The sequence below is a fragment of the Enterobacter sp. BIDMC93 genome (assembly GCF_001037805.1).
Lineage (GTDB): Bacteria > Pseudomonadota > Gammaproteobacteria > Enterobacterales > Enterobacteriaceae > Enterobacter > Enterobacter hormaechei_C.
The window spans coordinates 1,796,436-1,820,155 of sequence record NZ_KQ089962.1 but is presented as its reverse complement, the minus strand read 5'-3'; the positions used below and the strand labels follow the sequence as shown (position 1 = coordinate 1,820,155).

At 56.2% G+C, this 23,720-nt stretch carries 21 protein-coding genes; 13 read left to right on the top strand and 8 right to left on the bottom strand.

What is annotated here, in order from left to right:
- Positions 1 to 14: 14 nt before the first annotated feature.
- A complete protein-coding gene (dapA, locus tag SK58_RS08660) occupies positions 15 to 893 on the bottom strand; it encodes a 4-hydroxy-tetrahydrodipicolinate synthase (RefSeq protein ID WP_003860542.1) in 879 nt (292 codons plus the stop codon).
- Positions 894 to 1,038: 145 nt separating this feature from the next.
- Between dapA and SK58_RS08655 the strand changes: the two genes are divergently transcribed.
- Positions 1,039 to 1,608: a glycine cleavage system transcriptional repressor gene (locus tag SK58_RS08655; protein ID WP_000213743.1), complete on the top strand. Its 570-nt coding sequence runs from the start codon at positions 1,039 to 1,041 to the stop codon at positions 1,606 to 1,608.
- Positions 1,608 to 2,078 carry a thioredoxin-dependent thiol peroxidase gene (gene bcp / locus SK58_RS08650; RefSeq protein ID WP_015572198.1) on the top strand — a complete coding sequence of 157 codons (471 nt, stop codon included), beginning with the start codon at positions 1,608 to 1,610 and terminating at the stop codon, positions 2,076 to 2,078. The genes SK58_RS08655 and bcp overlap by 1 nt, the downstream gene beginning before the upstream one ends.
- A 139-nt stretch (positions 2,079 to 2,217) precedes the next feature.
- Here bcp and SK58_RS08645 read toward each other — a convergent pair whose 3' ends face one another.
- The gene (locus SK58_RS08645) at positions 2,218 to 3,282 is read right to left on the bottom strand and encodes an AI-2E family transporter (RefSeq protein ID WP_003860546.1); all 1,065 of its coding nucleotides are present in this window, start codon (positions 3,280 to 3,282) and stop codon (positions 2,218 to 2,220) included.
- A 220-nt stretch (positions 3,283 to 3,502) separates the two neighbouring features.
- Here SK58_RS08645 and bepA point away from each other — a divergent pair, with 220 nt between their 5' ends.
- Both bepA and arsC read left to right on the top strand, forming a co-directional pair.
- Positions 3,503 to 4,966, top strand: a complete 1,464-nt coding sequence (bepA, locus tag SK58_RS08640; protein WP_023295124.1) for a beta-barrel assembly-enhancing protease — start codon at positions 3,503 to 3,505, stop codon at positions 4,964 to 4,966.
- A gap of 13 nt (positions 4,967 to 4,979) precedes the next feature.
- Positions 4,980 to 5,336 carry an arsenate reductase (glutaredoxin) gene (gene arsC / locus SK58_RS08635; RefSeq protein ID WP_017383503.1) on the top strand — a complete coding sequence of 119 codons (357 nt, stop codon included), beginning with the start codon at positions 4,980 to 4,982 and terminating at the stop codon, positions 5,334 to 5,336.
- Here arsC and SK58_RS08630 read toward each other — a convergent pair.
- Entirely contained in the window at positions 5,333 to 6,157 is an 825-nt protein-coding gene (locus tag SK58_RS08630; protein ID WP_045141747.1) for a homeodomain-like domain protein, read from the bottom strand. The two genes, arsC and SK58_RS08630, sit on opposite strands and share 4 nt — an antisense overlap.
- Positions 6,158 to 6,302: 145 nt before the next feature.
- Between SK58_RS08630 and celB the strand changes: the two genes are divergently transcribed.
- Genes celB through SK58_RS08615 form a run of 3 tightly spaced genes read left to right on the top strand, consistent with a single transcriptional unit; the run spans position 6,303 to position 10,000 of the window.
- A complete protein-coding gene (gene celB / locus SK58_RS08625; RefSeq protein ID WP_048219680.1) occupies positions 6,303 to 7,622 on the top strand; it encodes a PTS cellobiose transporter subunit IIC in 1,320 nt (439 codons plus the stop codon).
- A gap of 3 nt (positions 7,623 to 7,625) precedes the next feature.
- Positions 7,626 to 8,582 (top strand): N(4)-(beta-N-acetylglucosaminyl)-L-asparaginase, encoded by a 957-nt coding sequence (locus SK58_RS08620; protein WP_015572193.1) that lies wholly within the window; start codon positions 7,626 to 7,628, stop codon positions 8,580 to 8,582.
- Positions 8,582 to 10,000 (top strand): leucyl aminopeptidase family protein, encoded by a 1,419-nt coding sequence (locus tag SK58_RS08615; protein ID WP_032673268.1) that lies wholly within the window; start codon positions 8,582 to 8,584, stop codon positions 9,998 to 10,000. The genes SK58_RS08620 and SK58_RS08615 overlap by 1 nt, the downstream gene beginning before the upstream one ends.
- 86 nt (positions 10,001 to 10,086) lie before the next feature.
- Here the strand turns inward: SK58_RS08615 and SK58_RS08610 are convergent, their stop codons facing one another.
- From SK58_RS08610 to SK58_RS08595, 4 genes are all read right to left on the bottom strand, one after another.
- Positions 10,087 to 10,788, bottom strand: a complete 702-nt coding sequence (locus tag SK58_RS08610; RefSeq protein WP_166792068.1) for a DnaA inactivator Hda — start codon at positions 10,786 to 10,788, stop codon at positions 10,087 to 10,089.
- Between the two features lie 96 nt (positions 10,789 to 10,884).
- A complete protein-coding gene (gene uraA, locus SK58_RS08605) occupies positions 10,885 to 12,174 on the bottom strand; it encodes a uracil permease (RefSeq protein ID WP_032673269.1) in 1,290 nt (429 codons plus the stop codon).
- 82 nt (positions 12,175 to 12,256) lie between these two features.
- A complete protein-coding gene (upp, locus tag SK58_RS08600; protein WP_003860560.1) occupies positions 12,257 to 12,883 on the bottom strand; it encodes a uracil phosphoribosyltransferase in 627 nt (208 codons plus the stop codon).
- Positions 12,884 to 13,099: 216 nt separating this feature from the next.
- Complete coding sequence (locus tag SK58_RS08595; RefSeq protein WP_023295128.1) at positions 13,100 to 14,530, bottom strand: 6-phospho-beta-glucosidase; 1,431 nt, start codon at positions 14,528 to 14,530, stop codon at positions 13,100 to 13,102.
- Between the two features lie 266 nt (positions 14,531 to 14,796).
- Between SK58_RS08595 and purM the strand changes: the two genes are divergently transcribed.
- The 4 genes from purM to ppx all read left to right on the top strand — a co-directional run bounded on the left by purM (position 14,797) and on the right by ppx (position 20,302).
- A complete protein-coding gene (gene purM, locus SK58_RS08590; protein ID WP_017383509.1) occupies positions 14,797 to 15,834 on the top strand; it encodes a phosphoribosylformylglycinamidine cyclo-ligase in 1,038 nt (345 codons plus the stop codon).
- The gene (gene purN, locus SK58_RS08585; protein WP_048219677.1) at positions 15,831 to 16,472 is read left to right on the top strand and encodes a phosphoribosylglycinamide formyltransferase; all 642 of its coding nucleotides are present in this window, start codon (positions 15,831 to 15,833) and stop codon (positions 16,470 to 16,472) included. Before purM ends, purN begins: the two co-directional genes overlap by 4 nt.
- Before the next feature lie 227 nt (positions 16,473 to 16,699).
- Positions 16,700 to 18,760, top strand: coding sequence for a polyphosphate kinase 1 (gene ppk1 / locus SK58_RS08580; RefSeq protein WP_006811494.1), 2,061 nt, complete (start codon positions 16,700 to 16,702; stop codon positions 18,758 to 18,760).
- A 3-nt stretch (positions 18,761 to 18,763) separates the two neighbouring features.
- On the top strand, positions 18,764 to 20,302 hold the full coding sequence (ppx, locus tag SK58_RS08575) for an exopolyphosphatase (RefSeq protein WP_003860570.1): 1,539 nt from the start codon (positions 18,764 to 18,766) through the stop codon (positions 20,300 to 20,302).
- Positions 20,303 to 20,306: 4 nt separating this feature from the next.
- Here ppx and SK58_RS08570 read toward each other — a convergent pair whose 3' ends face one another.
- Positions 20,307 to 22,547: an EAL domain-containing protein gene (locus tag SK58_RS08570; protein ID WP_017692941.1), complete on the bottom strand. Its 2,241-nt coding sequence runs from the start codon at positions 22,545 to 22,547 to the stop codon at positions 20,307 to 20,309.
- Positions 22,548 to 22,915: 368 nt separating this feature from the next.
- Between SK58_RS08570 and SK58_RS22245 the strand changes: the two genes are divergently transcribed.
- Together SK58_RS22245 and SK58_RS08560 are read left to right on the top strand one after the other, a co-directional pair.
- On the top strand, positions 22,916 to 23,086 hold the full coding sequence (locus SK58_RS22245; RefSeq protein WP_017383512.1) for a YfgG family protein: 171 nt from the start codon (positions 22,916 to 22,918) through the stop codon (positions 23,084 to 23,086).
- Between the two features lie 156 nt (positions 23,087 to 23,242).
- The gene (locus SK58_RS08560) at positions 23,243 to 23,710 is read left to right on the top strand and encodes a DUF6130 family protein (protein WP_045327329.1); all 468 of its coding nucleotides are present in this window, start codon (positions 23,243 to 23,245) and stop codon (positions 23,708 to 23,710) included.
- The last annotated feature ends 10 nt before the right edge of the window (positions 23,711 to 23,720 follow it).

Here is a 23,720-nt window from a genome sequence, read left to right as displayed (position 1 = left end):
AATCTCCCTAAACTTTACAGCAAACCGGCATGCTTCAGCGCGCCAGCGACAATTTCACGACCGTGGTCGGTAATCGGTGTCATTGGCAGACGCAGCGTGTCGGTTGCTACAAGCCCCAACTCCTTACATGCCCATTTCACTGGGATCGGATTGGGTTCGACAAATAATTTATTGTGCAACGGCATCAGACGCTGATTAATCACGCGAGCTTCATCAAAGTGACCGGCTGCGGCCAGTTTGCACATGTCAGCCATATCACGCGCCGCCACGTTCGCCGTAACGGAAATCACGCCATTACCACCGAGCTGCATAAAGTCCAGCGCGGTCGCATCATCACCGCTCAACAGGATAAAGTCGTCTGAAACCAGCTCTTTGATCTGATGAACGCGGCTTAAGTTCCCTGTCGCCTCTTTAATCCCGATAATATTTTTTACTTTCGAGAGACGGCCAACGGTTTCCGGCAGCATATCGCAACCGGTACGGGACGGCACATTATACAGAATTTGTGGCAAGTCAGTATGTTCAGCGATGGCTTTGAAATGCTGGAACAAACCTTCCTGAGTAGGACGGTTGTAATAAGGGGTCACCGTCAGGCAGCCGACAATGCCGCTGTCGTTAAAACGCTGAGTCAGGCTAATCGCTTCTGCCGTTGCGTTTGCGCCCGTCCCCGCGATGACCGGAATACGCCCGTCCGCCAGTTCCAGGGTCAGCATCACAACGTCGCCGTGCTCTTCGTGGCTCAGCGTAGCGGATTCACCGGTAGTCCCTACCGAAACGATCGCCGAGGTTCCATTGGCGACATGGTAATCAATGAGCTTCTTCATGCTTGACCGGCAGACATTACCTTTTTCATCCATCGGTGTAACAAGCGCGACAATACTTCCCGTGAACATGAGCCATCCTCTGTGCGAACAAGAGCCTCAATGTTACGTTTGGAACTGTAATAAAAGCAAGCGACCTGAGGCTCTCAGGCGGTTGTATGCATGTTTTTTTTATGCTTTCCTTAGGAAGACTTAACCACGCAAAGGAAGAACAGGTTTGACAACCTCATCACAACATTACCTGGTTATCACTGCGCTGGGTGCTGACAGGCCGGGTATCGTGAATACCATCACTCGCCACGTGAGCAGCTGCGGCTGCAACATCGAAGATAGCCGGCTGGCTATGCTTGGCGAAGAGTTCACGTTCATCATGCTGCTTTCCGGAACATGGAATGCCATTACCCTCATCGAATCTACCTTGCCGCTGAAAGGCGCAGAGCTGGATTTACTGATTGTGATGAAGCGCACCACCGCGCGCCCGCGTCCGGCTCTGCCTGCCACGGTCTGGGTACAGGTTGAAGTGCCTGATTCACCTCATCTGATTGAACGTTTCACGGCGCTGTTTGACAGCCATCAGATGAACATTGCCGAACTGGTTTCCCGCACGCAGCCGGGCGATGAAAACGCAATCCCGACGCTGTTTATTCAAATTACCGCACACAGCCCTGCCTCGCAGGATGCGTCAAATATCGAGCAAGCGTTCAAAGCCCTCTGTACAGAATTACATGCGCAAGGCAGTATAAGCGTCGTCGATTATTCGCAGCACGAACAGGATGGAGTTGAGTAATGAACCCACTGAAAGCCGGTGATATCGCACCGAAATTTAGCTTACCGGATCAAGACGGCGAGCAAGTAAATTTGACCGACTTCCAGGGACAGCGTGTTCTGGTCTATTTCTACCCGAAAGCCATGACCCCGGGCTGTACCGTACAGGCCTGCGGTCTACGCGACAACATGGATGAGTTGAAAAAGGTCGGTGTGGAAGTGCTGGGCATCAGCACCGATAAGCCAGAGAAGCTGTCACGCTTTGCGGAAAAAGAGCTGCTGAACTTCACGCTGCTTTCCGATGAAGACCACCAGGTTTGCGAGCAGTTTGGCGTCTGGGGTGAGAAGTCCTTTATGGGCAAAACGTACGACGGTATTCACCGCATCAGTTTCCTGATTGACGCTGACGGTAAAGTTGAGCACGTGTTTGATGATTTCAAAACCAGCAACCACCACGACGTGGTGTTGAAGTGGCTGAAAGAGAACGCGTGATAATTTTAGTGCCGGGTGGCGCTGCGCTTACCCGGCCTACAAGGTAAATGCAAAACGGTAGCATGCGCTACCGTTTTTAGTGTTTGCCCCCTCTCCCCGCGGGAGAGGGTTGGGGTGAGGGCATCAGCCCGCAATAAATCTACTTCTCTTCCACCGCTGGCACATCCGGCCACGCGTGGACCACGGCCTTAATCAGCGTCGCCAGCGGAATGGCGAAGAATACCCCCCAGAATCCCCACAGCCCGCCGAAAATCACCACTGACAGGATAATGACCAGCGGATGCAGGTTAACTGCTTCTGAGAACAGCACCGGCACCAGCAGGTTCCCGTCCAGTCCCTGAATAATCAGGTATACGGCGAAACAGCTCCAGAACTCCGTACCCAGACCAAACTGGAACAGCGCCACACCGACTACCGGAATGGTCACCACAAACGCGCCGATATACGGGATCAGAACCGAGAATCCGACCAGCACCGCCAGCAGCAGCGAGTAGTTCAGTCCGAAGATCACGAAGCCAATCCAGGTCGCCACGCCCACCACAATCATCTCCAGCACTTTGCCGCGAATGTAGTTGGTGATCTGCTGGTTCATCTCCTGCCAGACCTGACCGGCGAGACCGCGATTGCGCGGCAGCACGCGGCGCACCGCGTTCAGCATCTGCTCTTTATCTTTGACCAGGAAGAACACCATTAGCGGCACGAGAACAAGGTAAACCGCCAGCGTCAGCAGGCCTACCAGCGAGGCCAGAGAGTATTTCACCACCGAGTCACCCATGGTCATGATGCGGGCGCGCATGTTTTCGGCCATCGCATCGATGATCCCGGCGTCCATCAGCGCAGGATAGCGGCGCGGCAGCGTGGCGGCAAAATCAGACAGTTTATTCAGCATGCCGGGCATATCGCGGATCAGGTAGATCCCCTGTTGCCAGGCGATGGGCATCACCACGAAGGACATCAGCAGCAGAATGCCGACAAACAGCACCAGAACAATGCTGGTCGCCCAGCGCCGGGAACAGCCGATATGTTCCAGACGCGCGGTGGGCCACTCCAGCAGATACGCCAGCACAATCGCTACCAGTAGCGGCGCCAGCAGGCCACTAAAGAAGAACAGGATACCGAATCCGGCAACCAGAATGACCAGCAAAGCAATGGCTTCCGGGTCGCTAAACCGACGCCGATACCACTGCATTAACATTTCGAGCATACAACCCTTCCCTGAATCGAATGGCGGGAGTGAGACGGTGAATTGTATCTAACTGTCACAAAAAAGACTTTCCTTTTTGTTTCACTGTCAGGTTTCGCAAAACCCTGATGAATGGGATTTTCTTCATCTCTTAACACGGCTACACTCGCAGAGCAGCGGAGATGAACGTTATGCGGGTTCATCGGTCAAATTAGCACATCCAACATACAGGACAGTGGTTATGTTCAGGCAGTTGAGAAAAACACTGGTTGCGACACTGATTGCCGCCGTGACGGTGGGTCAGGTGTTGCCCGCTTTCGCTGACTCGTCCGATTCATTGCCGGACATGGGCACCACGGCAGGAAGCACGCTCTCCATCGGGCAGGAGATGCAGATGGGTGATTATTACGTACGCCAGCTGCGCGGCAGTGCTCCGCTGATTAACGACCCTTTGCTGGTGCAATACATTAACGGCCTGGGGATGCGTCTGGTGGCGCACGCCGACTCGGTAAAAACGCCCTTCCACTTCTATTTAATCAATAACGACGAAATCAACGCCTTCGCTTTCTTTGGCGGGAACGTGGTACTGCATTCGGCGTTGTTCCGTTATTCCGATAACGAAAGCCAGCTGGCGTCCGTCATGGCGCACGAAATTTCGCACGTCACCCAGCGCCATCTGGCGCGTGCGATGGAAGATCAGAAGCGTAACGCCCCGCTAACCTGGGTGGGCGCGCTGGGCTCTATTCTGCTGGCGATGGCCAGCCCGCAGGCCGGGATGGCGGCACTTACCGGGACGCTGGCGGGGACGCGTCAGGGGATGATCAGCTTTACCCAGCAGAACGAGCAGGAAGCAGACCGCATCGGCATTCAGGTTTTACAGCGTTCCGGCTTTGACCCGCAGGCCATGCCGAGCTTCCTGGAAAAGCTGCTCGACCAGGCACGCTACTCGTCGCGCCCGCCTGAAATTCTGTTGACCCACCCGCTGCCGGAAAGCCGCCTCTCGGATGCGCGTAACCGAGCCAACCAGATGCGTCCGGTCGTGGTGCAGTCTTCGCAGGATTTCTACATGGCCAAAGTGAGAACGCTTGGCATGTACAACTCCGGACGTAATCAGCTCACCAGCGATCTGCTGGACGGGCTGGCGAAAGGCAACGTGCGCGAGAAAAACGCGGCGCAGTATGGTCAGGCGCTCCAGGCGATGGAGGCCAGCAAATACGATGAAGCGCGAAAAGCGCTACAGCCGCTGCTGGCGGCGGCGCCTGACAATCCGTGGTATCTCGACCTCGCCACCGATATCGATCTGGGGCAGAAAAAAGCGACCGATGCGATTAATCGCCTGAAAGGGGCGAAAGATCTTCGTAATAATCCAGTATTGCAGCTTAACCTGGCGAACGCCTACCTACAGGGCGGCCAGCCCGGCGAGGCGGTGACCATTCTGAACCGCTACACCTTTAACAATAAAGATGACCAGAACGGCTGGGAGCTGCTCGCCCAGGCCCAGGGGCAACTGGGTAACCGCGATCAGGAGCTGGCCGCGCGTGCGGAAGGTCTGGCGCTGGCGGGTCGTCTCGATCAGGCCATTTCCCTGCTGAGCAGCGCCAGCTCGCAGGTGAAGCTTGGCAGCCTGCAACAGGCCCGCTACGATGCGCGAATCGACCAGCTGCGCGGCCTGCAACAACGCTTTAAGCCGTACGAGAAGATGTAATAAAGGAGAAGTCATGACAGACGCGGTAAAAATTTACCATAACCCTCGCTGCTCCAAGAGCCGAGACACCCTCAGCCTGCTGAAGTCTAACGGCATCGAACCGGAAGTGGTGCTGTACCTGGAGACGCCGCCGGACGCGCAGACTATCCGCCAGCTGCTGAAGATGCTGAACATGGGCAGCGCACGCGACCTGATGCGTCAGAAAGAAGATCTGTATAAGTCGCTCAATCTGAACGATACCAGTCTCACTGAAGATCGGCTGATTCAGGCGATGGTCGACAATCCAAAGCTGATTGAGCGCCCGATTGTAGTGGCAAATGGCAAGGCGCGTATCGGCCGTCCGCCGGAAGACGTGCTCGAGATCGTCTAATCGTTACGCCGCAGCGCTTCCAGAAACGCCTGCGGCGTACGCTCTCCCAGCTTTTTCTGCGCTTTTCCCCGGTTGTAAAACTCACACAATTGGATCAACAGCTCTCCCATCGGTTCACTGTTCACCCGCGGAATGATTTCGCGTAACGGCACGGTGACCTGAAGGGCGAGATAATACTGTGAATGCACTTTTACGGTGACGTTATGCTCCGGCAAGTTCACTTCTAGCCCAAAAGTCTCAACAGATTGAATATCAGCCGGACAGGCAGCCAGCACCTCGTTCGTCCAGCGGGTCAGCAACTGCGGCGATACGCCAGCATAAAGCCGGGCGTAACACCAGCCGCTGACGGGTTCACGCGCCCAGAGCAGGTGTTGCTCGCCACCGTCGTCCATATGCAGCGACAGCGGCTGATGATGCAGAAACAGCTTCTGCGGCATGATACCGGCCTTCAGCGCCTTTTTGCCCTGCAACGACGCCCCCTTTTGTTTTACTGAAGCTGGTTTGAGGTAGCGGTTCAGGGTCGCGCGGGAAACGGCGATCCCGAGTCCGTCATTCACCAGCAGCAGCAGATCGTCCAGCGGTGCCCCGGTGATATCCCGCAGGGCATTTATCAGTGTCGCCTGCTCTTGTCTCAGCGCTTTGTGTATCACTTTTGGCGTGGTGTGGTTATCCGAAACCTGGTCGCGGTTGCGCCAGCGCCTGACGGTGGTGACCGAGATCCCCAGCTCAACGGCAAGTTCCCTGTCGCTTTTATCTGACTGCTGAAGATAACGACGGATACGCGGCGTGGTGGTGGCGTTGGCATGCAGTTTGATTTCCATCGCGTCTCTCCGGAACTAATCTTATGAGATTTATATCAGAGCAGCGAATGCTTTGTGACCAATTTCACCTTTCGCTCGCCGCGCTTCACTGATAATCCACAGACATAACATAAACAACACCCCTCAATCTTGTACGGAGTTCACAATGAACAATGTTCTGGGATTTCTTGAAGCAAAACTGATGCCGCTGGCGGCGAAAACGGCCCAGCAGCGTCATCTTGGGGCCATTCGCGGCGCCTACGTGTCATTCATGCCGTTTATCATCGTCGGCTCTATTCTGCTGGTGATCTCCTCCTTCCCGAATCAGGCCTATCAGCAGTTTATGTCTCAGGCCTTTGGTGAGAGCTGGAGTGCAATTATAGAGATCCCGTTTAACGCGGTGTTCTCAACCATGTCGCTGTTTATCAGCTTCCTGGTGGCCTACCGCCTGGCTGAGCATTATGGTGAAGACCGCATCTCCTGCGGCATCCTGGCGCTGGTCGCGTTTCTGATCCTGACGCCTTTTATCAAAGTGGCGGAAAACGGCGGCATTACCGTGATGCCGGTAGAGTGGATTGGCAGCAAAGGGCTGTTCGTGGCGATGATCGGTTCCCTGCTGTGGACGGAACTGTTCTGCTGGCTGAAGCGCAAAAAGCTGGTCATCAAAATGCCGGACGGCGTGCCTCCGGCGGTGCAGGAGTCGTTCGCGGCCCTGATCCCGGCCCTGCTGGTGATGATTCTGGTGCTGCTTATCCGCATCATCTTTGAAAACACCCACTATCACACCATCCACCAGTTTATTTATGAAGTGGTTGCCACCCCGGTGCGCCACTACGGCACCTCTTATTTCGGGGCGCTGATGACCGTATTCAGCATCACCATTCTGTGGTCAGTGGGCATTAACTCCGGTTCGATGATCAACGGGATTATTCGCCCGCTGTGGATGGAGAACCAGACCGACAACATCGCCGCGATCCAGGCGGGAACGACGCCGCCGCACATCATCACCGAACAGTTTTTTGACATGATCTGGATGGGCGGCGCGGGCGCCACGCTGTCGCTGGTGATTGCGATGCTGATTTTCGCCCGCAGCAAAAACATGCGCGAAGTAGCACGCCTCGGTGCGGGCGCGTCGGTGTTTAACATCAACGAACCGATTCTCTTTGGCCTGCCGGTGATCATGAACCCGATCATGCTCATCCCGTTCAATCTGGTGCCGCTGGTGCTGGTCACCGTGCAGTATGCGGCGATGAAAATTGGTGCGGTCGCCGTCACCACCGGGGTGTTTATCCCCTGGACGCTGCCGCCGGTTATCAGCGGCTTTATCGTCACCGGGCACCTGAGCGGCAGCGTGATGCAGCTGATCAACCTGCTGATTGGCGCCATGCTGTACCTGCCTTTCATCCGTATCGTGGATAAACAGTACCGCGCCGCGGAGCTGACTACCGCTACGCAAACCGACACCACCCTTGCAAAACAGGAGTAAAGCATGTGGGGAATTATCGCAACCTGGCGAATGGCGCTTGAAGGGGTAACGGAATCTGCGTCTGCCCTGGCGGCCGGGAAACCGGTCGCTGCGGCGGTAGTCGATGCCGTCGCCGCCGTGGAGGACTTTCCGTTTTATAAATCCGTCGGCTACGGCGGGCTGCCGACCGAGAACGGCGAGGTAGAGCTGGACGCGGCCTATATGGACGGCGACACGCTGGCGTTCGGCGCCGTGGGCAATCTGGTGGATATCGCCAACCCGGTACGCGTGGCGCACGCGCTCAGCCGCCAGCGCTATAACAGCCTGCTGGTCGGCCAGGGCGCGCGCGAATGGGCGCTGAGCCAGGGCTTTGCCGACAAAACCATGCTCACGGATCGGGCCATGCAACACTACCGTAAGCGCTGCCGCGAAACGCTGGACAAGGGGTTAAGCCCCTACGACGGACATGACACCGTCGGCATCATTGGCCTCGATAAACAGGGATCGATGAGCGTCGCCACTTCCACCAGCGGCCTGTTTATGAAAAAACGCGGTCGCCTCGGTGACTCACCCATCATCGGCTCCGGCTTTTACTGCGACAGCGAAACCGGCGCGGCCACCGCCACGGGCGTCGGTGAAGATCTGATGAAGGGCTGTACCAGCTACGAAATCGTTCGCCGGATGGCGCAAGGGATGACGCCGCAGCAGGCGGCGGATTCGGTGGTGTTCGAACTGGAAGACAAGCTGATGTCGCGCTTCGGTCGCGCGGGCGATCTCTCCGTGGTGTGCATGAACAGCAAAGGAGAATTTGGCGCCGCAACCAACATCAAAACCTTCTCGTTTGTGGTGGCGACGGCTCGCCAGCCCCTCACCGTTTTCCGTACTGAACGCCTGCGGGAGAAAACGCACTATCACGCGGTAGATGAGGAGTGGATGCAGGCCTATGCCGCGCGGATCCGCGCACCGATTGAGGAGTCATGATGATCACATACCAGTTTATCAACGCGCTTTCAGACGCGAAGCCGCAAAGCCATTTGATTGCGCGCGCTGACAGTTCCCTGATACCGGAAAGCGCTCTTGTCGCTGAAATGCGCCAGCAGAGCACCGTCGCGGATGCGCGCTTTGGCTGCGCGCCGTTTGCCCGCATCACCCTGTTTCCGGATGCGCTCTGGCATGACGCCCTGACCGAAGGGTTGCTCACCGCCCTGCGACCGCTGCTTGCCGCCCCCGCCAGCGCCGAACTCGTGCTGGACGTGACGGATATTGACGATGTGGTGCTGGCGCAGGTACTGCGTTTTCTCTTTAATCAGGCGCACAGGCTCAGTGACCTGAAGCTGAAGAAGACGGACGAAGCGCTGCGTCTTACCTGCATCACTGCCCTTTGCCTGCCGGAACAGCAGGCGAAGCTGGAGACGACCTTCCGCCAGCAGCAGACCATTGCGCTCGGCATGGTTGCGGCGCGACGTCTGGCGGATATGCCGTCCGACCGCTGCACGCCGCAGTTTGTGGTGGAAGAGGCGCAAAAACTGTGTGCCGCCAGCCCTGCCCTGCGCTGCGAGGTGTTGGATGAAAAGCAAATTGTTAAGCAGGGGCTGGGGCTACTGCACGCCGTTGGCAAAGGGGCGACCTGCCCACCGCGTCTGCTCGCTATTCACTATAACGGCGTGTCTGATGGCCCGGTGCGCTGCTACGTGGGAAAAGGCATTACCTTCGACACCGGCGGCCTGTGGCTGAAGGAAGGCGCGGGCATGTACACCATGAAATATGACATGTGCGGCGCGGCTAACGTGCTCGGGCTGATGCTGACCGTTGCGGAGCTGAAATTACCCGTGCGCATCATGGGCGTGCTGGCGCTGGCGGAAAACGCCATCGGCCCCGACGCCATGCAGCCCGGCACGGTGGCGATGGCCTGCAACGGCACCACCGTTGAAATCAACAATACCGATGCCGAAGGCCGGCTGGTGCTGGCAGACGCTATCGCCTGGGCGAGTCAGCGCCATCCGCAGGCGCACTATATCATTGATATGGCGACCTTAACCGGAGCGGTGGTGAAAGCGCTGGGCTATGAATTGAGCGGATTAATGACGCAAGATGAACCGCTGCGCGCGGCGCTGACGCTGGCGGGTAAGCGCAGTGGTGACGAAGTGTGGTCCCTGCCGCTGGACGCCCGGCTGAAAAAACAGACCGACAGCGCCATCGCCGACCTGTGCAACACGCCGACCAACAATGCGGCAATCAGCGCCTCGGCGGCGTGGTTGCTGCATCACTTCTGCCCGCCGACCATTCCGTGGGCCCATCTGGACATCAGCGGTACGGCACTGTGGCGTGAAAGCGGACGAAGCGTGGCGTCGGGAAGGCCGATTCCGCTGCTGGTGGAGCACTTGTTGGGGGATCTTTAGCCGGGTGGCGGCTGCGCCTTACCCTGCCTACAAGGTATGACGGGTTTTCGTAGGCCCGGTAAGCGCAGCGCCACCGGGCAAAAAACTCAAAGCTTAAGAATATCTTTCACAAACGGAATGGTTAGCTTGCGCTGCGCGGTAATAGACGCGCGATCGAGCTGATCGAGCGTGTCAAACAGCGTGCGCATTTCCCTGTCCAGGCGTTTAAGCAGGAACCGACCCACGTCCTCCGGCAGCTCAAACCCACGCTGCTTAGCGCGCAGCTGAAGCGCCTGGAGTTTGTCTTCATCCGACAGCGGTTGCAGCTTGTAGATTTGCCCCCAGTCCAGACGAGACGCCAGATCCGGCAGCCCCAGATTGAGCTGGCGCGGCGGACGATCGCCGGTGATCAGCAGCCGGGTTTTGCCCGACTCCAGAATGCGGTTGTAGAGGTTAAAGATCGCCATTTCCCACGGTTCGTCCCCCGCCACGCATTCGATATTATCGATGCAGACCAGGGAAAGATGTTCCATGCCCTCCAGCACCTCAGGCACAAACCAGGTGCGTTTATCCAGCGGCACATAGCCTACCGCGTCACCGCGCGCCGAAAGCTCCGCACAGGCGGCATGCAGCAGGTGGCTGCGTCCCGCGCCTTCGCGTGACCAGATATAGATGTATCCGCTGTGTTCCTGGCGCAGCACGTTTTGCAGTGCAGCCAGTAAAGAGGGGTTATCACCCGGCCAGAAACTCGCGAAAGTTTCGTCGTCAGGGAGATAAAGTGGCAGAGAGAGCTGTGCCGGTCCGTTCAGAAATACCTCAACCAGAGATCTTACATAAAATCGGAATGGAGTTTAACACGGAACCTGCAAGGAGAGAACCGGGCGATCCTTCGCCCGGCATGACGATCAATGTGGCGCTTTTTCGCTTTCGTCTGCGTCCAGCACCACCTCTTCCGGGCGGATCACCGAGATCAGCTTGAAAATCAGGCTCAGGCCGACGCCGACGATGGTCGCCAGCGCCATACCCTTCAGCTCTGCCGCGCCGATGTGCACCTTCGCGCCGCTCACGCCGATAATCAGGATAACGGAGGTCAGGATCAGGTTCTGCGCCTTGCTGTAATCCACTTTGGATTCAATCAGCACGCGAATACCGGAGGCACCGATCACCCCGTACAGCAGCAGGGAAACGCCGCCCATCACCGGAACCGGGATAATCTGGATCGCCGCCGCCAGTTTACCAACGCAGGAGAGCAGAATGGCGATGATCGCCGCGCCGCCGATAACCCAGGTGCTGTAGACGCGGGTGATCGCCATTACGCCGATATTCTCACCGTAAGTCGTGTTTGGCGTGGAGCCGAAGAAACCAGAGATGATGGTGGAGAAACCGTTGGCAAACATGGAGCGATGCAGGCCCGGGTCGCGGATCAGGTCGCGCTTCACGATGTTCGCCGTCACCACCAGGTGGCCGACGTGCTCAGCAATCACCACCAGCGCGGCAGGCAGAATAGTGAAAATGGCGAACCATTCAAAGCGCGGGGTGTAGAAGGTTGGCAGCGCGAACCAGTGCGCCTCGGCAATCGGGGTGGTATCCACAACGCCCATCACGAAGGAGAGCGCGTAACCCGCCAGCACGCCGATCAGGATCGGGATAATCGCCATAAAGCCGCGGAAGAGGACGGAACCGAAAACCGTCACGCCCAGCGTCACCAGCGAAATAATAATGGTTGTAGAATCCGGTGACTGACCGTCCGCAGGCAGCAGCCCGGCCATGTTCGCCGCCACGCCCGCCAGCTCCAGGCCGATGACGGCAACGATGGCCCCCATTGCCGCAGGCGGGAACATCACGTCCAGCCAGCCGGTACCGGCTTTCTTCACGATGAAGGAGACCAGGCAGAACAGCACGCCGCACATGATAAAGCCGCCCAGCGCGACCTCATAACCCAGCGGCAGCAACAGCAGAACCGGGGAGATAAACGCGAAGCTCGACCCGAGATAGGCCGGGATTTTGCCTTTACAGATGAAGAGGTAAAGTAGCGTACCGATGCCGTTAAACAGCAGCACGGTAGCCGGGTTAATGTGAAACAGGATTGGCACCAGCACGGTTGCGCCAAACATGGCGAACAGGTGCTGCAAACTAAGCGGGATTGTCTGTAAAAGCGGCGGTCTTTCACTCACCCCGATAGCACGGCGCGTCATAGTGTTTTCCTCTGAGTGTCATTGTTGGTTTTTATTCAAAAAAAAGCCGACTATCAAAGTCGGCTTCTTTATCGTTATTCGATTATTTAGTACCAAAAATCTTATCGCCGGCATCGCCGAGCCCCGGGATGATGTACCCGTGCTCGTTCAGTCCCTGGTCGACAGACGCGGTATAGAGTTCAACGTCCGGGTGCGCTTTTTCCAGCGCCGCGATACCTTCCGGCGCCGCAACCAGCACCAGCACTTTGATGCTGCTGCATCCCGCTTTTTTCAGCAGGTCGATGGTGGCGATCATCGAACCGCCGGTCGCCAGCATCGGGTCAACCACCAGCGCCATACGCTCGTCGATGTTAGAGACCAGCTTCTGGAAGTACGGGACCGGCTCAAGCGTCTCTTCGTTACGGTAGATACCCACCACGCTGATACGCGCGCTTGGGACGTGCTCCAGTACGCCTTCCATCATGCCCAGACCCGCACGCAGGATTGGCACCACGGTAATTTTTTTACCTTTGATCTGCTCAACCTGTACCGGACCGTTCCAGCCTTCGATGGTCACTTTTTCCGTTTCCAGATCAGAGGTCGCTTCGTAGGTCAGCAGGCTACCCACTTCAGAAGCCAGTTCGCGAAAACGCTTCGTGCTGATGTCATGCTCACGCATCAGGCCCAACTTGTGTTTAACGAGTGGGTGTTTCACTTCCACAATCTTCATTCTCTTTCTCCTCTGAGGTGGCATCCGCAAAAAAATCGCGGGATTATACCGCTTTTTTCGGATTGCGCCATACCCATCTTGCTTGACGTATATCAATCAAAAACAAAAAAGCCGGAGGCTGGGCTCCGGCTTGGGGGCGGGATTATGCCGGGTGGCGCTAACGCTTACCCGGCCTACACATCCCGTAGGCCCGGTAAGCGCAGCGCCACCGGGCAATTATAGCTGCTCTCCGTTGCTGGCAATCACCTGCTTATACCAGTCGAACGATTTCTTCTTGCTGCGGTTCAGCGTGCCGTTACCTTCGTTATCTTTATCGACAAAGATAAAGCCGTAGCGTTTTTTCATCTCGCCGGTGCCGGCAGAGACCAGGTCGATACAGCCCCACGGGGTATAGCCCATCAGATCTACGCCATCCTCCACCACCGCTTTTTTCATCTCGCGGATATGCGCGGAAAGGTAGTCGATGCGGTACTGGTCGTTCACCGTGCCGTCGCTCTCCTGCACGTCGATCGCGCCAAAGCCGTTCTCAACGATAAACAGCGGCAGCTGGTAGTGATCCCAGAACCAGTTGAGGGAGTAGCGAAGCCCCACCGGGTCAATCTGCCAGCCCCAGTCCGATTTCTGCACGTACGGGTTAGAGACCAGGCTCTTGCTCTCGTCGTAGTCCAGCTGCGGGTTGTCCGCCGTCGCTTTGGTGGCGAAAGACATGTAGTAGCTGAACCCGATGTAATCCACGCAGCCCTGCGTCAGCGCCACTTTATCTTCTTCGGTGATATCCAGCGCGAAGCCGCGACGTTCAAAGTAGTTGAGCAGATGCTGCGGATACTTGCCGCGCACGTGAACGTCGGTGAACCAGTAGCGACGATGCATGGCGTTCATCGCCATCATCATATCGTCCGGGGCACAGGTCAGCGGATAGATGGGGCACATGGCAATCATGCAGCCGATTTGCAGTGACGGGTTGATCTCGCGCCCCGCCTTCACCGCCAGGGCACTGGCCACCAGCTCATAGTGCGCCGCCTGGAACATCACCGGCTCGCGATCTTCTCCCGGCGCATATTTCAGCCCGGAGTTGGTAAACGGCGCAAAGTCTTCGTGGAAGTTGGCCTGGTTATTGATCTCGTTAAAGGTCATCCAGTACTTCACTTTATGCTGGTAGCGCTCAAAAACGACCTTCGCGAAGCGAACAAAGAAGTCGATCAGCTTACGGTTGCGCCAGCCGCCGTATTCCGTCACCAGGTGGAAAGGCATCTCGAAGTGGGAAAGCGTGATCACCGGCTCGATGCCGTGCTTCAGGCACTCGTCAAAAAGATCGTCATAGAATTTGAGTCCCGCTTCGTTCGGCTCCAGCTCGTCGCCTTTCGGGAAGATACGCGTCCAGGCGATGGAGGTGCGGAAGCATTTGAACCCCATCTCGGCAAAGAGTTTGATGTCTTCTTTATAGCGGTGATAGAAGTCGATGGCTTCGTGGTTTGGGTAATTTTTCCCCTCCAGCACGCCGTTGGTGATTTCACGCGGTACCCCGTGGGCGCCTGCCGTCATGACATCGGCAACGCTCACGCCCTTGCCGCCCTCTTTCCAGCCGCCTTCAAGCTGGTGCGCCGCAACGGCCCCACCCCACAGAAAACCTGCTTTAAATCCTGACATTCGCTATCCCTCATTCTGCGTTATTTTCTGCAAAAACAGTTACAGAAACCGGTTTCAGTTTGATGATGTGCAAAGGGGATAGCCGTTGCAAGCAGATCGCCGAAACCGGTTTCATTTTCGTGAACAGAGTCAAGTTTGTTGCCCTGGACAGCCCGCACAGAAAAAAAGATCCCCGCGCCGAGAATAGACTCGCAAACGTTTGCCTGGACTGTTAGAATTGCGCCGATTTTTCTTACTAGCTATGCAATTGCGTGGGGATTTAAGCCGTGACCAACAAAACTTCTCTCAGCTACAAAGATGCCGGTGTTGATATTGACGCAGGTAATGCGCTGGTTGACCGAATCAAAGGTGTGGTGAAAAAAACCCGCCGCCCGGAAGTGATGGGTGGCCTGGGTGGATTCGGCGCACTGTGCGCGCTGCCGCAAAAATATCGTGAACCTGTGCTGGTCTCGGGTACGGATGGTGTCGGTACAAAACTGCGCCTGGCGATGGATCTTAAGCGTCACGATACGATTGGTATCGATCTGGTGGCGATGTGCGTCAACGACCTGGTGGTACAGGGCGCCGAGCCGCTGTTCTTCCTCGATTACTACGCGACCGGCAAGCTGGACGTGGATACCGCAGCCAGCGTCATTAACGGTATCGCCGAAGGCTGCCTGCAATCCGGCTGTGCGCTGGTCGGCGGTGAAACCGCGGAAATGCCTGGCATGTATCACGGGGAAGATTATGACGTCGCAGGCTTCTGCGTCGGCGTGGTAGAAAAATCAGAAATTATCGACGGCAGCAAAGTGGCTGACGGCGATGTGCTGGTTGCGCTGGCCTCCAGCGGTCCGCACTCCAACGGCTACTCTCTGGTGCGTAAAATCCTCGAAGTGAGCGGTTGCGACCCGCTGACCACCGAGCTGGACGGCAAACCGCTGGCCGATCACCTGCTGGCCCCGACGCGCATCTACGTGAAAAACGTGCTGGAGCTGATTGAGAACGTTGACGTGCACGCCATCGCTCACCTCACTGGCGGCGGCTTCTGGGAAAACATTCCGCGCGTGCTGCCGGACAATACCCAGGCGGTGATCGACGCATCCTCATGGCAGTGGCCGTCCGTCTTCAACTGGCTGCAAACCGCAGGCAACGTGAGCTCTCACGAAATGTACCGCACCTTTAACTGCGGCGTGGGCATGGTTATCGCCCTGCCCGCCAGCGAAGCGGATAAAGCGGTTAAGCTGCTGACAGAAAAAGGTGAAAACGCGTGGAAAATCGGTACGATTAAAGCTTCCGATTCCGAACAGCGTGTGGTCATTGAATGAAAAACATCGTGGTGCTCATTTCCGGCAACGGAAGCAATTTGCAGGCAATCATAGACGCCTGCAAACAGAAGAAAATCAATGGCACCATTCGGGCAGTATTCAGCAACAAGGCCGATGCATTCGGCCTTGAGCGCGCGCGGGTAGCGAACATTCCTGCGCACGCGCTGGAAGCCAGCCAGTTCGCCGGGCGTGAAGCCTTTGACCGTGAGCTGGTGCAGGAGATTGACGCCTACGCACCTGACGTGGTGGTGCTGGCAGGCTACATGCGCATCCTGAGCCCGGCTTTTGTTGCACACTACGCCGGACGACTGCTCAATATTCACCCTTCCCTGCTGCCAAAATACCCCGGTCTGCACACCCATCGTCAGGTGCTGGAGAACGGCGATGGGGAGCATGGTACCTCCGTGCATTTCGTCACCGACGAGCTGGACGGTGGTCCGGTGATTTTGCAGGCAAAAGTACCGGTCTTTGACGGCGACAACGAAGACGACGTGACCGAACGAGTGCAGACGCAGGAACACGCCATTTATCCGCTGGTGGTAAGCTGGTTTGTCGATGGACGTCTGGAGATGCGCAACGGCGCAGCCTGGCTGGACGGCGTGAAGTTGCCCCCGCAGGGTTATGCGGCTGAAGAGTAGTCTGTTTGAATTGCCCGGCGGCGCTTCGCTTGCACGGGCCTACGGTCCCGTAGGTCGTGGTAAGCGCAGCGCCACCCGCCCCCCCTCCCCCAACCCTCTAAATTCCCCAACAAAAAAATAACTGTCATACTTTTCTGGCACTGTTGGACATATCGTGGAAATGCTCGCCATAATAAGGACGAGACGGATTTACCACGTCCTGTGATTGAACTGGAGTGTGAGCTGTAATGGGTCAGGAAAAGTTATACATCGAGAAAGAGCTAAGCTGGTTAGCATTCAACGAACGTGTACTTCAGGAAGCGGCCGATAAAAGCAACCCGCTGATTGAACGTATGCGTTTTTTAGGCATCTATTCCAACAATCTGGATGAGTTCTACAAGGTTCGCTTCGCCGAACTGAAACGCCGAATCATCATCAGCGAAGAACAGGGCTTAAACTCCCACTCGCGGCATCTGCTTGGAAAAATCCAGTCTCGCGTCATGAAAGCCGATCAGGAATTTGATGGCCTCTATAACGAGCTGCTGCTGGAAATGGCACGCAACCAAATCTTCCTGATCAACGAACGCCAGCTCTCCGCGAATCAGCAAAACTGGCTGCGCCACTATTTCAAACATTATCTGCGCCAGCACATTACCCCGATTCTGATCAACCGTGAAACCGATCTGGTGCAGTTCCTGAAAGATGATTACACCTATCTGGCGGTAGAAATCATTCGTGGTGAGACCATTAACTACGCGTTGCTGGAAATACCGTCTGATAAAGTCCCACGCTTTGTAAACCTGCCGCCGGAAACCCCGCGCCGGCGTAAGCCGATGATCCTGCTGGATAACATCCTGCGCTACTGCCTGGACGATATCTTCAAAGGCTTCTTCGATTACGACGCGCTCAACGCCTACTCGATGAAGATGACCCGTGACGCCGAGTACGATCTGGTGCATGAGATGGAGGCCAGCCTGATGGAGCTGATGTCTTCCAGCCTCAAGCAGCGCCTGACGGCGGAGCCGGTGCGGTTTGTCTATCAACGCGATATGCCGGACGCGATGGTGGAGATGCTGCGCGATAAGCTGACCATCTCCCGCTACGACTCCATTATCCCCGGTGGGCGTTACCACAACTTTAAAGATTTCATTGGCTTCCCGAACGTCGGCAAGGCCAATCTGGTGAACAAACCGCTGCCGCGCCTGCGCCATATCTGGTTCGATAAGTTCCGCAACGGGTTCGACGCCATCCGCGAACGGGATGTGCTGCTCTACTATCCGTATCACACCTTTGAACACGTGCTGGAATTGCTGCGTCAGGCCTCGTTCGATCCGAACGTGCTGGCGATCAAAATCAACATTTATCGCGTGGCGAAAGATTCCCGTATCATCGATGCGATGATCCACGCGGCGCACAACGGCAAGAAAGTGACCGTGGTGGTTGAGCTCCAGGCTCGCTTCGACGAGGAGGCCAACATCCACTGGGCGCGCCGACTGACGGAAGCGGGCGTACACGTCATCTTCTCCGCGCCAGGGCTGAAAATTCACGCCAAGCTGTTCCTGATCTCCCGTAAAGAGGGCGACGACGTGGTGCGCTACGCCCATATCGGTACCGGGAACTTTAACGAGAAAACCGCGAGAATCTACACCGACTATTCGCTGCTGACTGCCGATGCCCGCATCACCAACGAAGTGCGTCGGGTGTTCAACTTCATTGAGAACCCGTACCGCCCGGTGAGCTTCGATTATCTGCTGGTGTCACCGCAGAACTCACGGCGCCTGCTGTACGATATGATCGATAAAGAGATTGCCAATGCGCAGAACGGCTTGTCGTCCGGCATCACGCTGAAGCTCAACAATCTGGTGGACAAAGGGCTGGTGGACCGCCTGTACGCGGCCTCCAGCTCCGGCGTTCCGGTAAATCTGCTCATTCGCGGCATGTGCTCGCTCATTCCGGAACTGGAAGGCATCAGCGACAATATCCGTGTGATCAGCATTGTGGACCGCTATCTTGAACACGATCGCGTCTATATTTTCGATAACGCCGGTGATAAGCGCGTATACCTCTCGTCCGCCGACTGGATGACGCGTAACATTGATTACCGTATTGAAGTGGCGGCACCGCTGCTGGATCCTCGCCTGAAGCAGCGTATCCTGGACATTATCGAGATCCTGTTCAGCGATACGGTGAAAGCACGTTATATCGACAAAGAACTCAGTAATCGCTATGTACCGCGCGGCAATCGCCGTAAAGTGCGCTCGCAGCTGGCGATTTACGATTACATCAAATCACTTGAGCAACCCGATTAACCTATGCCAATAAATGATAATACCCCACGCCCGCAGGAGTTCGCTGCGGTCGATCTTGGCTCAAACAGTTTCCATATGGTCATCGCCCGCGAGGTGGATGGCGCAATGCAGATCATCGGTCGTCTGAAGCAGCGTGTGCATCTGGCCGATGGTCTCGACGCGCGTAACATGCTGAGCGAAGAGGCCATGGAGCGCGGGCTGAACTGCCTGTCGCTGTTCGCAGAGCGTCTGCAAGGCTTTTCGCCGTCCAGCGTCTGCATCGTCGGGACGCATACGCTACGCCAGGCGCTGAACGCGCCGGAGTTTCTTAAGCGCGCGGAAAAGGTTATCCCCTACCCGATTGAGATCATCTCCGGTAACGAAGAAGCGCGCCTGATTTTTATGGGCGTGGAGCATACGCAGCCGGAAAAAGGCCGCAAGCTGGTGATTGATATCGGCGGTGGCTCCACGGAACTGGTCATTGGCGAAGACTTCGAGCCGCGTCTGGTGGAAAGCCGCCGTATGGGCTGCGTCAGCTTCGCGCAGATGTATTTCCCTGGCGGCGTCATCACCCGTGAAAACTTCCAGCGCGCGCGCATGGCCGCCGTACAAAAACTGGAAAATCTGGCCTGGCAATACCGTATTCAGGGCTGGAACGTGGCGCTGGGCGCATCGGGGTCAATTAAAGCGGCCCATGAAGTGCTGCTGGCAATGGGTGAAAAAGACGGGTTTATTACGCCTGAGCGCCTGGTGAAACTCACCGAAGAGGTGCTTAAGCATAAGAGCTTCGACGCCCTGAGTCTGCCGGGTCTGTCCGACGAACGTAAAGCCGTGTTCGTGCCGGGGCTGGCGATCCTCTGCGGCGTGTTTGACGCGCTGGCGATCAAAGAGCTACGTCTCTCTGACGGCGCCCTGCGTGAAGGCGTGCTGTATGAGATGGAAGGCCGTTTCCGTCATCAGGATATTCGCAGCCGCACCGCGCAGAGCCTGGCCAACCAGTACAACATCGACCGCGAACAGGCGAAGCGCGTTCTCGAAACCACGGTGCAGATGTACGAGCAGTGGGAGGAGCAGAATCCGAAGCTGGCGCATCCGCAGCTGGCCGCGCTGTTGAAATGGGCCGCCATGTTGCACGAGGTGGGGCTGAACATTAACCACAGCGGCATGCATCGCCATTCAGCCTATATTCTGCAAAACAGCGACCTGCCTGGCTTCAACCAGGAGCAGCAAACCATGATGGCGACGCTGGTGCGCTATCACCGCAAAGCCATCAAGCTCGACGATCTGCCGCGCTTTACGTTATTTAAGAAAAAGCAGTTCCTGCCGCTCATTCAGCTGTTGCGCCTGGGCGTGTTGCTCAATAATCAGCGACAGGCGACCACCACGCCGCCGACGCTGAAGCTAAAAACGGATGACTATCACTGGACGCTGAGCTTCCCGCACGACTGGTTTAGCCAGAACGCGCTGGTGCTGCTGGATCTGGAAAAAGAGCAGCAGTACTGGGAAGCGGTCACCGGCTGGCTGTTGAAGATTGAAGAAGAGAGTTCTGAGGCGGCAGCGTAACGGCTCAGGCGCTCTCCTGAGAAGGCTGCGTGTTGAGCAACGTATCAAGCTCAGTCGGCAACCCAATCAAATAGCCCTGCACATAATCGATACCTAGCGCGTGCACCGCGCTACGTATCTCTTCCGTTTCCACATATTCCGCCACCACCAGCATTTTCTTCATCCGGGCCAGATGGCAAATGGAAGCCACAATCTGGTAATCCAGGCTGTTGCTGACAATATTGCGAATAAAACCGCCGTCGATTTTGAGAATGTCTGCGTCCACGCTTTTTAACCGCGCATAGCTGGCGTAGCCCGTGCCAAAATCATCAATGGCGATCCGGATGCCCATTTTTTGTAATTTCCTGAGGGTCGACGCCGCCAGATCCGCATGACCAAAGGCGCTGCTTTCGGTCACTTCAAAGATCAGCTGCCACGCTTCAACGGCGTATTTGGCTAACAGGCGGCTCACTTCAAGCGGGAACTGCGCCCGGTAGGCGGTAGAAGGTGCGAGGTTGATCGCAAAGCGCTGGCCCGGCAAACGCTGGCGGTGCTGTGCCAGAAAACTCAACGTACGCTCCAGTACCCATAAATCAACACGCGACGATAACCCAAACTCCTGTGCAATGGGCAGGAACTGCTCGGGAAAGATCAGCGCCCCGTTATCATCACGCATTCGCAGCAGCACCTCGTGATAACAATCACCGCGCAGCCCGCGAACGGGCTGAACCAGCAGGGTAAAAGCGTCCTGCTCCAGCGCGGCCTGCAAACGACTCATCATCGCGACCTTATCTTTCAGGCTACGCTGCAAATGAACAGCCCCGCGCTGCTGAAGATTTTCCGGGTGGTTGGTAGAAAGGGAGAGATCGGCCACGATGCCCAGTTCCCCCAGCACCAGATAGAGATGATTGACGGGTGAGCGTACATAGCAATAGCTCACGCCGACCTGAGGCTGTACCGGCATACCATCCCAGATAAAAACAAACTGCTTGATATGCTCGTCCAGCGTTTCAATGCGCTGTTGATGCGACTCCGCCTCCAGACGCACCGCCATGTCATACCCCGTGAGGTGATAGACTCGCTCATTGGGCTGAAGGGTACCGTTTATCCATTGCGCCAGCTGCTGTTTATACTGGATCCGCAGCATCACGCCGTAATTGCGTCCCAGCACCTCCAGCTCGGGCACGCGCAGTAAACAGAGCGCTGACCACGGATGACTGGCCAGCTCGCGCGACAGCGCCCGCAGGTTGGGCATATGCACCACCGGATCGAGAAAAGCCTGACTGCGGGAGCGAATATTGATGGCCCGCTGGCGTGTCGCCAGCATCGACATGTACGTCACAACGAAGGAAAAGACCAGATAGCTGGATGAGGTGATCGCCAGCTGAATGCCATACCCCTCTTGCACCGGAATGTAGTGATAAAAAAAGTGAATCGACACCAGCAGGACCGGCGTCCAGATGAGTGACATCAGCTTGTAGCCAAAGCGCATCGCCCCCCAGAGCATCACGGGCATCAGCAGGGACAAGGTGTAGTTGGTACTGAAAATGGAACTGTTTGCATTCATGGGCAGCAGCAGCATGACCAGCAACCCGCCCAGGGCTAAAAACCACACCACAAACTCAAAGGCCGTCACCTTTTTGTCTATTTGCGCGCGGAGCTGGGACATCAGTCCCTTGATATAGCGCGGATGACGTATCAGGCGGATCAGCAGGTAGCTTAGCGGCACGCCCGTCAGCCCGCTCACCAGCAGCCCCTGATAGTTAATAAGGGTCCGAATATTGAGGGGATTCAGTCCTGCGAGGCTCTGGCGGCTCTCATAGACGCCGAGATAGACCGCAAACTGAAACAGCAGCAGAAATAGCGTTGCCGGGCAAAACACCTGCCAGAAAATACGCTGCCCCATCAGGCGTATGTCACCGTAAGCGGTCATATTGCGCCGGGGCGCAAACACGCGATAACCGCCCCAGCTGAGCACCAGAGGAACGATAAAATGCAGAATGCCGGCCATGGCTTCAAATAACCCAACGGAGGGGTAATAACGTAAAAACAGCGACACCACCACCCCGGGGAGGGCTTCCAGGCCAAAGAATAACATCAGCGTTAGCAAAAAGGAGAGCGGGAGATAATAGAGCGCAACGATACCGTCGCCCAACTGCGTTAAGGTATTAGCCACACTAAGCACCGGGAGTAACACGACGGGTAAAATAAGAGGAAGTGCCCACCAGCGGTCTTTATTTTGCTTCAGGATGTGGTGAATATTCATAGATGCTCGTTTACAACCCTTGCGCTCCAGAGGGTAAATGAAGACAGGCATCCAACCTGACGTACACGTTGCCTGGAAAATTCCTGGCAAGCACAGTGGAGGAGGGATTTTAAATATCAACGACGGGATGCGGTTGACCTAAATCAAATTAATTTATCTGAATAAACCTTTCTTACGTTTTTTTTGAATATTTTTCCTGTAATTATCAATGCGATAAATAAAAGCGTTGTTTTTAATAACATAAATTAATGTAAGCATTGACGCTATTTTACATTTCGCCGAATTGACCCTGACTTGCGGCTGTGCCTTAATAGCCGTATCGCCCAAAAGGGTATACTCAGGAAAAGAAAGTGAGTCAGGCTACGCGTATGCGAAAACGACATCGATTTAACACCCGGATGACCCGCATCATACTGCTCATCAGTTTCCTGTTTTTCTTTGGCCGCTTTGTTTATTCCTCCATTGGCGCCTGGTATCACCATCAGGACAAAATTCAGTCACAGCAATCAGGTCTTGTGGTGGATTCGCCCGAGCGCTAAAGCGTGTTCGCTCCCGGCAGACAAACTGTATCGCACTGTATCCCGAGCGCTACGCTGACAAACCGGTACAAAACGCCCGCAAAAGCAAACATCCCCGATACATAAAAATGGTCTTCTGTATCCCTCGCCATAATAAACTGATGAGGAGAGACACAGATGATTCGTCGATATTTCCTGCTTCCTGTATTTGCGCTGACGTCCTTTGCTGGCGCACTGGCCGCACCGTTGGATGGCCTGAGCGCCGCTGATGTCAACGGTCCAGCCGCCGTTGCCCCGCCTGAATACCCCCAGCCGCCAGCAAAACTGATTGTCGATCCGCCGCTGGCGGGACCGCTAAGTAAAGGTGCGGTCTTTATTCAGTACCGTGTCGAAAACCTGCGCATTGAACCTGTATTTGGACCCGACGCGCTGAAAGTCACTCCGCGTATCGGCCATATTCACGTTGTGGTGGATGACGCGCCCTGGCACTGGGCTGATACCAGCGGCGAGCCGGTGATCCTGGTCGGGCTGCCCGCAGGAAAGCACAAGGTGACGATCGTCGTTGCCGACCCGACGCATAAACCCATCGACCATAAAACTGTTGAATTCACCGTGCCGCCACACGCCGCGGTTCATCACTTTTAAGGAGCCTGTT

What these genes read in the sequence shown, in the direction of transcription:
- dapA (WP_003860542.1), bottom strand. Translation starts at nt 893, where the DNA reads ATGTTCACGGGAAGTATTGTCGCGCTTGTTACACCGATGGATGAAAAA.
- bcp (WP_015572198.1), top strand. Translation starts at nt 1,608, where the DNA reads ATGAACCCACTGAAAGCCGGTGATATCGCACCGAAATTTAGCTTACCG.
- SK58_RS08645 (WP_003860546.1), bottom strand. Translation starts at nt 3,282, where the DNA reads ATGCTCGAAATGTTAATGCAGTGGTATCGGCGTCGGTTTAGCGACCCG.
- bepA (WP_023295124.1), top strand. Translation starts at nt 3,503, where the DNA reads ATGTTCAGGCAGTTGAGAAAAACACTGGTTGCGACACTGATTGCCGCC.
- arsC (WP_017383503.1), top strand. Translation starts at nt 4,980, where the DNA reads ATGACAGACGCGGTAAAAATTTACCATAACCCTCGCTGCTCCAAGAGC.
- SK58_RS08630 (WP_045141747.1), bottom strand. Translation starts at nt 6,157, where the DNA reads ATGGAAATCAAACTGCATGCCAACGCCACCACCACGCCGCGTATCCGT.
- celB (WP_048219680.1), top strand. Translation starts at nt 6,303, where the DNA reads ATGAACAATGTTCTGGGATTTCTTGAAGCAAAACTGATGCCGCTGGCG.
- SK58_RS08620 (WP_015572193.1), top strand. Translation starts at nt 7,626, where the DNA reads ATGTGGGGAATTATCGCAACCTGGCGAATGGCGCTTGAAGGGGTAACG.
- SK58_RS08615 (WP_032673268.1), top strand. Translation starts at nt 8,582, where the DNA reads ATGATCACATACCAGTTTATCAACGCGCTTTCAGACGCGAAGCCGCAA.
- uraA (WP_032673269.1), bottom strand. Translation starts at nt 12,174, where the DNA reads ATGACGCGCCGTGCTATCGGGGTGAGTGAAAGACCGCCGCTTTTACAG.
- upp (WP_003860560.1), bottom strand. Translation starts at nt 12,883, where the DNA reads ATGAAGATTGTGGAAGTGAAACACCCACTCGTTAAACACAAGTTGGGC.
- SK58_RS08595 (WP_023295128.1), bottom strand. Translation starts at nt 14,530, where the DNA reads ATGTCAGGATTTAAAGCAGGTTTTCTGTGGGGTGGGGCCGTTGCGGCG.
- purN (WP_048219677.1), top strand. Translation starts at nt 15,831, where the DNA reads ATGAAAAACATCGTGGTGCTCATTTCCGGCAACGGAAGCAATTTGCAG.
- ppk1 (WP_006811494.1), top strand. Translation starts at nt 16,700, where the DNA reads ATGGGTCAGGAAAAGTTATACATCGAGAAAGAGCTAAGCTGGTTAGCA.
- ppx (WP_003860570.1), top strand. Translation starts at nt 18,764, where the DNA reads ATGCCAATAAATGATAATACCCCACGCCCGCAGGAGTTCGCTGCGGTC.
- SK58_RS08570 (WP_017692941.1), bottom strand. Translation starts at nt 22,547, where the DNA reads ATGAATATTCACCACATCCTGAAGCAAAATAAAGACCGCTGGTGGGCA.
- SK58_RS22245 (WP_017383512.1), top strand. Translation starts at nt 22,916, where the DNA reads ATGCGAAAACGACATCGATTTAACACCCGGATGACCCGCATCATACTG.
- SK58_RS08560 (WP_045327329.1), top strand. Translation starts at nt 23,243, where the DNA reads ATGATTCGTCGATATTTCCTGCTTCCTGTATTTGCGCTGACGTCCTTT.